General features: G+C 45.9%; 12 protein-coding genes. 9 read left to right on the top strand and 3 right to left on the bottom strand.

Going from position 1 to position 12879, the window contains the following annotated elements; translation table 11 throughout:
- Nucleotides 1-484 precede the first annotated feature (484 nt).
- The 3 genes from E2K52_RS02430 to E2K52_RS02420 form a co-directional block, all read right to left on the bottom strand.
- The gene (locus tag E2K52_RS02430) at nt 485-1816 is read right to left on the bottom strand and encodes a DcaP family trimeric outer membrane transporter (protein WP_151203415.1); all 1332 of its coding nucleotides are present in this window, start codon (nt 1814-1816) and stop codon (nt 485-487) included.
- A 103-nt stretch (nt 1817-1919) separates the two neighbouring features.
- Nucleotides 1920-3299 carry an MFS transporter gene (locus E2K52_RS02425; RefSeq protein ID WP_151203414.1) on the bottom strand — a complete coding sequence of 460 codons (1380 nt, stop codon included), beginning with the start codon at nt 3297-3299 and terminating at the stop codon, nt 1920-1922.
- Between the two features lie 223 nt (nt 3300-3522).
- Entirely contained in the window at nt 3523-4434 is a 912-nt protein-coding gene (locus tag E2K52_RS02420; protein WP_151203413.1) for a LysR family transcriptional regulator, read from the bottom strand.
- A gap of 116 nt (nt 4435-4550) precedes the next feature.
- On the opposite strand from E2K52_RS02420, the gene E2K52_RS02415 reads away from it, so the two are divergent.
- The 9 genes from E2K52_RS02415 (at nt 4551) to E2K52_RS02375 (ending at nt 12874) form a co-directional block, all read left to right on the top strand.
- Nucleotides 4551-5660 carry a muconate/chloromuconate family cycloisomerase gene (locus E2K52_RS02415; RefSeq protein WP_151203412.1) on the top strand — a complete coding sequence of 370 codons (1110 nt, stop codon included), beginning with the start codon at nt 4551-4553 and terminating at the stop codon, nt 5658-5660.
- A 15-nt stretch (nt 5661-5675) separates the two neighbouring features.
- A complete protein-coding gene (catC, locus tag E2K52_RS02410; RefSeq protein ID WP_151203411.1) occupies nt 5676-5966 on the top strand; it encodes a muconolactone Delta-isomerase in 291 nt (96 codons plus the stop codon).
- A gap of 158 nt (nt 5967-6124) precedes the next feature.
- The gene (gene catA / locus E2K52_RS02405) at nt 6125-7045 is read left to right on the top strand and encodes a catechol 1,2-dioxygenase (protein WP_151203410.1); all 921 of its coding nucleotides are present in this window, start codon (nt 6125-6127) and stop codon (nt 7043-7045) included.
- Between the two features lie 77 nt (nt 7046-7122).
- The gene (gene benA, locus E2K52_RS02400) at nt 7123-8511 is read left to right on the top strand and encodes a benzoate 1,2-dioxygenase large subunit (RefSeq protein ID WP_151203409.1); all 1389 of its coding nucleotides are present in this window, start codon (nt 7123-7125) and stop codon (nt 8509-8511) included.
- Nucleotides 8508-8999, top strand: coding sequence for a benzoate 1,2-dioxygenase small subunit (gene benB, locus E2K52_RS02395; RefSeq protein WP_151203408.1), 492 nt, complete (start codon nt 8508-8510; stop codon nt 8997-8999). The genes benA and benB overlap by 4 nt, the downstream gene beginning before the upstream one ends.
- A 90-nt stretch (nt 9000-9089) precedes the next feature.
- Nucleotides 9090-10106, top strand: a complete 1017-nt coding sequence (benC, locus tag E2K52_RS02390; RefSeq protein ID WP_151203407.1) for a benzoate 1,2-dioxygenase electron transfer component BenC — start codon at nt 9090-9092, stop codon at nt 10104-10106.
- A 16-nt stretch (nt 10107-10122) separates the two neighbouring features.
- The gene (gene benD, locus E2K52_RS02385; RefSeq protein WP_151203406.1) at nt 10123-10908 is read left to right on the top strand and encodes a benzoate diol dehydrogenase BenD; all 786 of its coding nucleotides are present in this window, start codon (nt 10123-10125) and stop codon (nt 10906-10908) included.
- Between the two features lie 52 nt (nt 10909-10960).
- Nucleotides 10961-12178 (top strand): benzoate/H(+) symporter BenE, encoded by a 1218-nt coding sequence (gene benE, locus E2K52_RS02380; RefSeq protein WP_151203405.1) that lies wholly within the window; start codon nt 10961-10963, stop codon nt 12176-12178.
- A 27-nt stretch (nt 12179-12205) separates the two neighbouring features.
- Nucleotides 12206-12874 carry a 3-oxoacid CoA-transferase subunit A gene (locus E2K52_RS02375; protein WP_151203404.1) on the top strand — a complete coding sequence of 223 codons (669 nt, stop codon included), beginning with the start codon at nt 12206-12208 and terminating at the stop codon, nt 12872-12874.
- Nucleotides 12875-12879: the final 5 nt, after the last annotated feature.

Raw genomic sequence — 12879 nt, 5'->3', positions numbered from 1 at the left:
TCAAAGTCATTCAAAGAGCTAATAAACAAATCTAATCCACTGAGTCTTCTAGCTTTCTGCACAGTTTGTACTTTGAGTTTGGCTTTGCACATAGAGCTGTTATATCAGTCTAGATTCATGCAAATTTGGGCTTAACCGGTTAAAAAAGCAGTGATAACAATCAGAATGGTATAGGGTTGTTGAAGCACTTAAGCTTTGACGAAAGCTGATAATTTGATTCTATGCTGAGGCAATTCAATATTTCTAGTGAATAAGCCCTTTAATAGAGCCTCCCTATCCCAAAATGCACGCTTCAAATGTATTTCAGATTCTCATGATGAAAATTTTAAGGCAGTTTCGGCATCATTTGAAAAATCAAGAAATAGATAAAAAAGTTTTATCAAGAGCCAAAAAAGCACTGCAGTACAGATCATTTGGAAAAAATAAAACGCGGATGAATCCATCCGCGTTTTTATCAGTTGAATAACTTCAGTTTAAAAGTAGCTTAGAAGTTGTAAACGGCAACCGCATTAATTCGGTTATCTTCACCTTTGGTGCTGCCATTTGACGCTGAAGCTACAGCTTCACGTTCACCATAGACATATTCCAGACCAAAACTTAGAGGCTTCGTCGGACTATAGAAGACATTGGCCCACGCCTGCCAGAGGTCTTTATTGATTTTGGTTTTATCTGTAACACTCTGCACATAATTAGCATCTTGATCGAAGGTCATATAACCATAACCTAAAGTGCCACGTAATTTGTCATTAAACTGCTGAGTCAGGCCGACAGTAATTGAGTCAAATTCGCTTTGATAAAGGTTTCCACCTGCTGCAACGACACCCGGGTTAGCATAAGAGACAAAACTGCTGTCACCTTTTACATGGTAATAATCCGCTTTTACAGTCGTTCCTGGCATAACATCATATTTTGCGCCCAGCCCCACGCCCCATGCGGTTTCTTCCTGCTCGTTAATACGCTTTTCATGGCCCATGGCACGTGCGCTTACTGCAAAATTATCTGCCAGTTTATGGTTTAAACGTGCAGTTAAAGCAGGTAAACGTTGCTGAATAGAGCTGTCTTTTGGATCTTCTACTGCAACAACCAGATTGGTAGCCGGGCTAAACGTCGTAGTATGGCGAACCTGCGGTGTACGTTTTACCGCCCCCCCTGCATAAGCCAAAGCATCTACAGTTTCCGGTATATAATCAGGGAGTGCAAAGTTTGACCAGGTTTGCCCGATCAACCAGTTCGCATAGCTAATATAGGCATGCCGAATACGCAGGTTATCCAAGTTCGCTCCACCCAGGAAGTCGACTTCAAGTTTACCGCTAAGGGCATTGTCCCCGGCACCCACAGGTGCTTTAAAGTCCATTCCTAAACGTGTAGCAGCTAAAGTCGATCTGAGACGATCGCTATTTTCACCATTACCTTCAAGTGGTACCGCATTAATCTGGTTATAAGGCATATCCTTAGCACCACCTTCTACCTGATAAGAAGCATCGGCACGAATATTTCCATAAAGATTAAATTCGGCGCCGCTGGCAATTCTCATCACCGGGCTTGTTGCAGCTTTGGCGGGTACTGGCGGGAGGGGTGCAACAGGTGTTTGCACTGCCGTTGCAATCTGCTGAGTTTGGGCTTTCTGCTGTTCAATCATGCTACGTAAAGCTTGCACTTCTTGGCGTAGCTGCTCAATTTCCTGCTGGTTTGCCTGCGCTGTGGTTTGCGCTTGGGTCGATAGACTGATGCCCCCTAGACTCACAGCGATCATGCTCATCAATACTGTACGTTTCAATGTAATTGTTGGTTGGTTAAATAATGCAGCTGTGTTCATCCTAAACTCACTTTTTTTATTGTCCGATCGGATTCTAGCAATAGACCGCCAAGGCTTGCGATGGCGATCTATATCATTGAGGAAATTACACTTTTCAACTATTTCAAAATGATGGGTTGGCTTTTTTCGATGTTGAATCCGCTTCTAGCCCAGATGCTGCAAGGCTTTTACCATCGACGGAGTATTTTAAATTGACCAGGAAAATTGCCATCGCAGCGATTAGGCCAGGAATCGCAATTGCAAAGAAGTTCATTTGGTGAGGCAGGTTCATGGTCAATAAAGCACCTGTCAAAACCGGTCCAACGATAGCACCGATGCGGCCTATACCCGATGCCCAGCCCATTCCTGTAGAGCGTACAGTAGACGGATAGTACTGTGCGACGAAAGTATAAAGCAGGATTTGTGCACCGATGGTGGCGGCACCTGCCACGGCAATCAAGGTATATAAAACAAATTGTGGACTGTTATAACCCAGCAGGATCAGGGCCGTTGCACCACCGAGGAACATAATGGTCAGTACTGTCTTGATATGGAAACGGTCAGCCAGATAGCCACCGCCAATTGCACCGACCATTCCCCCAATATTCAGGGCAAACAGGAAGATCATACTCGCGCCTAGCGAATAACCTGCCTGAATCATGAGTTTCGGCAACCAGCTGCCTAGGGCATAAACCATCAATAAACACATGAAAAAAGCCAGCCAGAACATAAAGGTACTGAAACTGCGACCGTGCTGGAACAGTGCTTTTAATGGGGCTTCATCGCCTTTTTGTACTTCACTCAATACAAACTCAGTATCTTGACCAATCACTTGGGTTGGAGAGATTTTCTGAATAATACTGTGTGCCTCAGAAGTTTGCTTTTTGTTGGTCAGATACATCAAGGATTCTGGCAGATACCGCCATAACACTGGCAAAATCAGCAGTGGAATACCCGCAAGATAGAACATGATTTTCCAGCCAAACTGAGGAACCAGCCAGGCACCTAACAGAGCTGATGTCATACCACCAATGGCATAGCCACTAAACATTAAAGCAACCAGCGTGCTACGGATACGTTTTGGTGCGTATTCTGTCATCAATGCCACTACGTTGGGCATGACTCCACCAATCCCGAGACCTGCAATAAAACGTAAAATGCCAAATTCAACCGGTGTGGTGGCAAAAGCGCCCATAAAGGTAAAACCACTAAAAATTGCCACACAGATCATAATGGTCTTTTTACGGCCGAGCTTATCTGACAGGGTTCCAAAAGTCATGGCACCAAACATCATCCCGAACAGTGCGGTACTGGCCAGCATTCCTGCCTGCACTGCGGTCAATGCCCATTCCTGCATTAAAAGTGGTAATGCGACCCCATAAATGACCAAGTCATAACCATCAAAAATAATGATCAGCAAACACCAGATCAGTACTCCCCAGTGAAAAGGCGTAAACTTCGCTTCATCGATGAGTGTATTTATATTCACTTTATTCGTAGACATCTCCACCTCCTAACTGTGAAGTTCAATGAATGAGGCTCACAATGCAGAAGATAGGAAAAAATGTCCAAAACTGAATAGGCATGCTTCCATACCTATAAAGTCTACTGTTATCCAAGTGGTTTATTTTATTAAAGAATATATTTAAAAAAGAAAAACATAAGTCTTTGGGAGCAGACGAGTTTCATTTGCAATCCTTTATCATAAGAACTCAGGCTGCATATTTTCAAAAGACTGAACGGTCATAGGAAATAGCCTCAAGGTCATAGACCTGATAAACCGAATCGAATAGATGACGGATATATTCACTTTCATCCATATTGCGGATTGCCATAAATACTGGACTGACGGCTAAATGGTCGAGTATGGGGATAAAGTTCAGATGAGCCAGTTTAATATTCTTGGCACTTTCTGGTGTAATGCATATCCCTTCCCCCGCTGCCACAAAACCCAGGGCAAGCTGTAATTCACGTACAGTCCGGATGTTTTTAGGCTCTAATCCATATTCAGAGAAGATCCCCAGAGTCTGGCTGGCAAAGTTGGCTTTACCGCTATTGGGATATAAAAACAGGGGCTGCTCTACCAGTTCAGATAAATACACCCCTTCTTGCTGTGCCAAGGGGTGACTGGTATGTGCTGCCATCACCAGACGTTCTTCACGCAGTAACATTCGTTTAACCGCAGGATCGGAAATTCTCAACCGTCCGAATCCCACATCAATACGCCCTTCTTTCAGCGCCTGAATCTGTTCATAGGTATTCATTTCCATCATCTCAATCTTGAGATAAGGATGCTGCTGTTTAAATAAAAACAGAATTCGTGATAGCAAACCGAATAATAAAGAACCGACAAAACCAATAGTAATGCTGCGGTCTGCAATTCCAATGCGTCGCGTCATGGACTTGATTTCTTCTGCATTAGACAAAAGTTTAACGGCATGCTGATAAAAAAACTGGCCGGCTTCCGTGGTCTTGAGTGGACGGCTACCGCGCTCAAATAGCTGAATATCAAGCTCTTGCTCTAAGTTCTGGATTTGCCGGCTTAAAGGTGGCTGAGCAATAAATAGTTTCTCTGCCGCTTTGGTAAAGCTTTGCTCTTCTACTACCGCAACAAAGTAGCGTAAATGTCTAAGTTCCATCCCAAACCAATACCTTTAAAATATAAAGAAATGCCAAATCGATCTTCGACTGATCGAAACTATTCCTTTAAGGTATATTAAGTTAATGCATGAAAGCAAGAATGTGAACCGTAATTATGTATAAATCAGTTGAAACCTTGCTGTTGGAAATTCCCACCATCCGCCCACATAAGATGGCGGTGGCCACCATGCAAACCCAGACTTTGGTACTTGTCAAAATTACCACAGAAGACGGTTATGTGGGTTGGGGCGAAGCAACGACCATTGGTGGATTGGGTTATGGGGATGAAAGTCCGGAAAGTGTCAAAGTGAATATTGATACTTATTTCACCCCGCTTTTAAAAACGCTATCCGGTTTAAATGTTGCTCAGACCTTACAAGCAATTAAAAAGAATATTAATGGCAACCGTTTTGCGAAATGTGCCATTCAAACTGCCCTGCTGGATATTCAGGCGCAGCGTTTAGGCTTGCCGCTTTCAGAAGTTTTAGGGGGCCGTTTACGCGACAGTGTGCCGGTACTGTGGGTATTGGCTTCTGGCGATACCGAAAAAGATATTACAGAAGCAAAAAAAATGATTGCGGCAAAACGCCACAATATTTTCAAGCTAAAAATTGGTTCACGCCGTGTTGAAGAAGATGTTGAGCATGTGCTGGCCATTAAACGCGCCTTAGGCAAAGACATCTCGGTCCGTGTGGATGTGAACCGCGCCTGGTCCGAACTGGAGGCCCTTAAGGGTATTCAGCTGCTTCAGGATGGTGGCGTAGACCTGATCGAACAGCCTTGTGCAATTGATAATCTGGGGGCAATGCAACGCCTGACCCGCCGTTTTGACATCGCCATCATGGCAGACGAGTCGCTGATGGGGCCGCAATCTGCCTATCAGATTGCCACGCAGAATGGCGCTTCAGTTTTTGCCGTCAAGATCGCCCAGTCGGGTGGTCTGATTGAAGGTTGTGAGGTCGGCACCATTGCACAGCTTGCAGGTATTGATCTGTACGGCGGCACCATGCTGGAAGGTCCGGTGGGAACCATTGCCTCTGCACATGTGTTCTCTACCTTTAAGAATCTGGCCTATGCAACTGAGCTATTTGGCCCGCTCTTACTGACCGAAGACATTTTAAAAACCCCACTCAATTATCAAAACTTTGAACTTCAGCTTCCCAAAGGCCCAGGTCTGGGAATTGAGCTGGATGACAACAAGATTGACAACTTACGTCGTCAATAATTCAAGGAGAAACCCATGCTTTTCCATGTACGGATGGACGTGAATATTCCACAAGATATACCAGTGGAACAGGCCAATGAAATTAAAGCGGTAGAAAAAGCCTATTCTCAGGACTTACAGCGTCAAGGGAAATGGCGTCATATCTGGCGTATTAGTGGCCAATATTCAAATATCAGTATTTTTGATGTAGAGAGCAATGAAGAGCTGCACAACCTGTTACAAGGTTTGCCCCTTTATCCCTATATGAAGATTGAAGTGATGCCCTTGAACCGTCATCCGTCTTCGGTTCGTGATGATGACCGCTGAGCAGACCTTTTAACACGGGAATTACCGGATTTTGCCTCTAATCCACACAATAGAGAGCGACCCCACAAGGATTGTGGCCAGCAAGATTTAGCCAGCCGAACGCAAGCTAAAAACATGGGCCACCCAAATATAAAAAAACATACTTAAGGAGCACTAGTATGAACCGCCAAGCAATTGATGCACTAGTAAAGAAAATGAATATCGATACAGCCACAGGTCCAATAGATGAGCGTGTACAGCAAATTGTTGTGCGTTTATTGGGGGACCTTTTCCAGGCAATTGAAGATCTGGACATTTCTCAGTCAGAACTCTGGAAAGGTCTTGAATATTTTACCGATGCAGGACAAGCCAATGAATTAGGCTTACTGGCTGCAGGATTGGGGCTGGAACATTATTTAGATCTTCGTGCTGATGCTGCAGATGCAAAAGCAGGCATTACAGGGGGGACGCCACGTACCATCGAAGGTCCTTTATATGTGGCAGGTGCGCCCGAATCAGTTGGTTTTGCCCGCATGGATGATGGCTCCGAGGAAGGCAAAATTCCAACGCTGATCATTGAAGGTACGGTCACCGACACGCAAGGCAACCTGATTGAAGGTGCCAAGGTTGAAATCTGGCATGCCAACAGCTTAGGCAATTACTCTTTCTTTGATAAGTCACAATCTGACTTTAACCTGCGCCGTTCTATTTTCACGGATCAGGACGGTAAATATGTGGCACTTACCACCATGCCGGTCGGTTATGGCTGTCCCCCAGAAGGTACGACCCAGTTTGTACTGAACAAATTAGGCCGTCACGGTAACCGCCCTTCACACGTGCATTATTTTGTATCTGCACCGGGCTATCGCAAGTTAACCACCCAGTTCAACATCGAAGGTGATCAATACCTGTGGGATGACTTTGCCTTTGCAACACGTGATGGCCTGGTCGCTACAGCAGTTGATGTTACCGATGAAGCTGAAATCGCACGTCGTGGTTTAAACGGCCCTTTCAAACACATTCAATTCAATATTGAACTTGTGAAAGATCAAGCCGCTGCGCCTAGCACTGACGTTGAACGTCGCCGCGCAAGCGCATAATTCCCTATGGAATCGGGATGAGAGTCTAAGAACGACATCCCGATGACTTACCCTGTTTGGAAAGTCGGAGACTGGACATGCCTCGTATTCCTGTAATTAACACCAGCCATTTAGACCGTATTGATGAATTACTGGTCGATGATTTTGAATCCGGTGAATTTAAACTCCACCGTTCGGTCTTTACAGACCAAGCCATGTTTGACCTGGAGATGAAATACATCTTTGAAGGCAACTGGGTCTATCTGGCACATGAAAGCCAGATTCCAAACAACAATGACTATTACACCACCTATATTGGTCGTCAGCCGATTATCATTGCGCGTAACCGCCAGGGTGAGCTGAATGCCATGATTAATGCCTGTTCACACCGTGGTGCACAGCTGTGTCGTCATAAAAAAGGCAACAAGGCGACTTACACCTGCCCTTTCCACGGCTGGACATTTAACAACTCTGGCAAACTTTTAAAAGTAAAAGATCCGACAGATGCCGGCTATTCAGACTGCTTCAACCAGGACGGCTCACACGACCTGAAAAAAGTAGCCCGTTTTGAAAGCTACAAAGGTTTTCTGTTTGGCAGCTTAAATCCGGATGTGCCAAGTCTGGAAGAATTCCTGGGTGAAACCACCAAAATTATTGACATGATTGTAGACCAGTCAGATCAAGGTTTAGAAGTTTTACGCGGCTCTTCGACCTATACCTATGACGGTAACTGGAAGCTGACTGCTGAAAATGGTGCGGATGGTTATCATGTATCTGCAGTGCACTGGAACTATGCGGCCACCACCCAGCAGCGTAAAGAAAAAGAAGCCGGTGATAATATTCGTGCCATGAGCGCCGGTGCATGGGGCAAACAAGGCGGCGGTTGTTATGGCTTTGAACATGGCCATATGCTGCTGTGGACACAATGGGCCAACCCGGAAGACCGTCCAAACTTTGCCAAGCAGGATGAATATACCGAGAAATACGGTGAAGCGATGGCGAAATGGATGATCGAGCGTTCACGTAACCTGTGTATTTACCCGAACGTTTATTTCATGGATCAGTTTGGCTCACAAATTCGTGTATTGCGCCCGATCTCTGTCAATAAGACCGAAGTCACCATTTACTGTATCGGCCCTATCGGCGAAGCACCGGAAGCCCGTACTCGCCGTATCCGTCAATATGAAGACTTTTTTAACGCGTCCGGCATGGCGACTCCAGATGACCTAGAAGAATTCCGCGCCTGTCAGGCGGGTTATGCCGGTATCGCGCTGGAATGGAACGACATGTGCCGTGGTTCCAAACACTGGATTCAAGGCCCAGATGATGCAGCCAATGAAATTGGCTTAAAACCAAAACTGTCTGGGATCAAGACTGAAGATGAAGGTCTGTATCTGGCCCAGCACCAGTACTGGTTAGAGTTGATGAAAAAAGGCATTGCAGCTGAAAAAGAACTGGCAGCGCAGACTGAAGGAGAAACCGTATGAGCGACATCAGTTTAGAAAATATTGCCCAGTTTCTTTATCAGGAAGCCCGCTTTTTAGATGACAAGCAATGGGATGACTGGCTGAACTGTTATGCACCTACTGCATCTTTCTGGATGCCAGCATGGGATGACGATGACAGCTTGACTGTAGATCCACAGTCTGAAATTTCCTTGATCTACTATCCGGACCGTCAAGGTCTGGAAGACCGTGTGTTCCGTATCAAGACGGAACGTTCATCGGCCACCATACCGGATACCCGGACCAGCCATAACATCAACAATATTGAAGTGATGGAACGTGACGGTGACAAGATCACTGTACGTTTTAACTGGAATACCTTGAGCTTCCGCTACAAGACCAATTATAGCTACTTCGGCATGTCACGTTATGTGATCGATTTTTCGGGTGAACAACCGAAAATTTTAAGCAAATACGTGGTACTGAAAAACGACTACATCAACCAGGTCGTCGACATTTATCACCTGTAAGACTGTCTGCACAGCCAGGTATCACCTTTCAGCCAGATAGAAAATTGGCTGAAAGGTTTAGTTTCAAAGATTTATATAGGATATTCAGCCATGTCAAACCACAATATTGCACTTCAATTTGAAGATGGCGTGACACGCTTTATTAGCGTTGCCCAAGGTGAAACCTTGTCGGATGCAGCTTACCGTCAAAAGATTAATATTCCTTTGGACTGCCGTGACGGAGCATGCGGAACATGCCGTGCCTTTTGTGAATCAGGTGCGTATGACATGCCGGAAGAAACTTATATTGAAGATGCATTAACGCCGGAAGAAGCTGAACAGGGTTATATTCTGGCCTGCCAATGCAAGCCGACTTCAGATGCTGTGTTCCAGATTCAGGCATCTTCAGAAGTCTGTAAAACTACCATCCATGCTTTTCAGGGCACCCTGGCACGTGTAGACAACCTGTCGGAATCTACCATTAGCTTTGATGTTCAGCTCGATGAAGGTCAACCGGACATTCATTTTCTGGCAGGTCAATATGTCAATGTAACGATTCCGGGTACAACAGAAACCCGTTCTTATTCATTCAGCTCTAAACCGGGTAACCGTTTAACCGGCTTTGTGGTGCGCAACGTACCCAATGGCAAAATGAGTGAATTCTTGAGTAAGAATGCCGCCGCGGGCGATAAAATCAGCTTTGCCGGTCCATTCGGTAGTTTTTACTTACGCCCTGTGACCCGTCCAGTTTTGATGTTGGCTGGTGGTACCGGGATCGCTCCATTCCTGTCGATGCTGCAAGTATTGGAAGAAAAAGGCTCAGAACAACCTGTCCGTCTGGTCTTTGGGGTGACCAATGATTTTGACCTGGTGGCCCTTGAAAAGTTAAATGAACTGCAAGAAAAATGCCCTTGGTTTGAATATCGCACAGTGGTTGCAAGTCCGGAATCGGCACATAAGCGTAAAGGCTATGTCACGGGTCATATCGAAAATGAATGGTTAAGTGACGGCGATGTCGATATTTACTTATGTGGGCCGGTGCCTATGGTTGAAGCGGTCAGAAGCTGGCTAGACACAGAAGGCATAAAGCCTGCGAATTTCCTGTTTGAAAAATTTTCTGCGAATTAATAAAAGGAAATTTTCCATGTCAGCACGTCAAAGATTTTTAAACAGAGTTGTGATTGTCACAGGCGCCGCCCAGGGTATTGGTCATGGGGTGGCTTTGCAAGCAGCCCGCGAAGGTGCACAAGTAGTCTTGGCTGATTTTTCCGATTATGTTGAAGAAACACTGGCTGAAATTGAAGCTTTTCAGGGTGATGCCATTGTTGTCAAAGCCGATCTGGAAACCTATGCCGGCGCTCAGGCCGTTGTGGCCAAAGCCATCGCAGTCTATGGCCGTGTAGATGTGCTCATTAACAATGTGGGGGGTGCCATCTGGATGAAGCCCTTCGTTGAGTTCTCACCTGAAGAAATTGAAAAAGAAGTCAGCCGCTCATTATTTCCGACGCTATGGTGCTGCCATGCAGTATTACCTGAGATGCTGAAAAATAAGGAGGGCGTGATTGTGAATGTCTCTTCCATTGCAACCTGCGGTATCAATCGTATTCCTTACTCGGCCTCCAAAGGTGGAGTCAATGCACTAACCCGATCACTGGCATTTTGCCATTCCAAAGATGGTATTCGTGTGAATGCCGTTGCAACCGGTGGAACTGAAGCACCACCACGCAAAATCCCTCGTAACAGTAAGGCGTTATCAGAGCAGGAAAAATCCTGGATGCAGGAAGTAGTCGACCAGACGATTGACCGCACTTTTATGGGTCGTTATGGAACGATTCTGGAGCAGGTCAATGCCATTTTATTCCTGGCCTCTGATGATGCTTCATATATTACTGGAACGGTTGTGCCTGTAGGCGGTGGCGATCTGGGTTAACCAGACTATCTGAACGTTTACGGGATCATTGAATGCAAGGAGGCAAATCGCAATGGGAACCCTAGTTAAAACATTAAAAAATGACTGGTCTATTTCAGCCACTGTTGCAGGATTTTTAGCAGTGCTGATTTCCTATGCTGGCCCCATGATTATCTTCTTTCAGGCCGCCCAACAGGCTGACGTTTCATCCAGCATGATGGCCTCATGGATCTGGGGCAGTTCAATTGGGGCAGCCATCACCGGTATTGTTTTATCCATCAAATTTAAAGTCCCGGTGATTACCGCCTGGTCCGCTCCGGGTACAGCTTTACTGGTTGCCCTGTTTCCAGGGATTACTCTCAATGAAATGGTGGCGGCTTATATTAGCTCAGCCATCATTATTTTTATCATTGGGGTCACCGGATCATTTGACCGGCTTTTAAAAGCCATTCCTCAAGGACTGGCTGCCGGCATGATGGCCGGTATTCTCTTTCAATTCGGGATCGGATTATTTAAAGCAACCGACAGCATGCCTTATGTGGTCTTTGGCATGCTGCTGTGCTTTTTACTGGCCAAACGCTTTTCTCCCCGCTATGCCATTATTTGGGTTCTGATTGCAGGCATTAGCCTCAGTTTTATCTTTGGGAAAATCAATCCGGTTGCCATGAATTTTTCATTGGCTATTCCGGAGCTGATCATGCCGCAATGGACCTGGTCATCCACTTTAAACCTGGCCCTGCCTTTGACCATTGTCAGTCTGACAGGACAGTTTTTACCGGGTATGGCCATTTTAAAGCTCAGTGGATATGACATGCCGGCCAAACCGATCCTGAGTCTGGCCAGTATTGTTTCTGTAGGCGTGGCGATTGTGGGCGGGATTACGATTGTACTCGCTGCGATTACCGCCGCGCTGTGTACCGGTAAAGATGCCCACGAACTCAAGGAAAAACGTTATATCGCCGGTATTGCCAACGGCATTTTTTACATTTTAGGCGGTTTGTTTGCGGGCAGTATTGTCATGCTGTTCAGCATCTTACCCAAAGAACTGGTTGCGGCTCTTGCAGGACTGGCTCTACTTGGCGCGATTGCCACTAATATTTCCACAGCAATGCACAATGAATCACAACGTGATTCGGCATTAATTACCTTTATGGCCACCGCATCAGGCATGAGTTTTTTAGGGCTCAGTTCCGTCTTCTGGGGCATTTGTATCGGTATTGTGGCACATGTGATTTTAACCAGACGCACTGGCCAGACTGTTGCTGTGACGGGCACTCAAACCCAGCGTTAATGACCATTTGTTGAATTAGGAAATATTATGATTGATAAATCATCTGCTTTAACCGAAGCACTTGCACAAATTAAGGATGGCTCAACCGTCATGATCGGTGGCTTTGGTACAGCAGGTCAGCCTGCTGAACTGATTGATGGTCTGATCGAATTGGGCATCAAGGACCTGATTATTGTCAATAACAATGCCGGAAATGGTGATTATGGTTTGGCTAAGCTGCTCAAATCTGGTGCTGTTCGTAAAATTATCTGTTCTTTCCCGCGTCAATCCGACTCCTGGGTATTTGATGAGCTGTACCGTGCCGGAAAGATTGAACTGGAACTGGTACCGCAGGGTAATCTGGCTTGCCGTATTCAGGCGGCTGGCATGGGCCTAGGCCCAATCTATACACCAACTGGTTTCGGTACTTTGCTGGCTGAAGGCAAACCGACCCTCAACTATGAAGGCAAAGACTATGTACTGGAAAATCCGATCAAGGCAGATTTTGCCCTGATCAAAGCGTCTCAAGGCGATCGCTGGGGCAATCTGGTGTACCGTAAATCTGCCCGTAACTTTGGCCCGATCATGGCGATGGCAGCCGATGTCACCATCGCCCAGGTTTCTGAAGTGGTTGAACTCGGTGCCCTGGACCCGGAGCACATTATTACTCCGGGGATTTTTGTTCAACACGTGGTTCAGGTTCAGCCTGCACAGTAATTGCA

Origin of the sequence: Acinetobacter sp. RF14B (genome assembly GCF_006864105.1) — a bacterium.
GTDB lineage: Bacteria > Pseudomonadota > Gammaproteobacteria > Pseudomonadales > Moraxellaceae > Acinetobacter > Acinetobacter lwoffii_C.
Note: the sequence above shows the minus strand (reverse complement) of the source record. Positions and strands in the feature narration are given on the sequence as shown.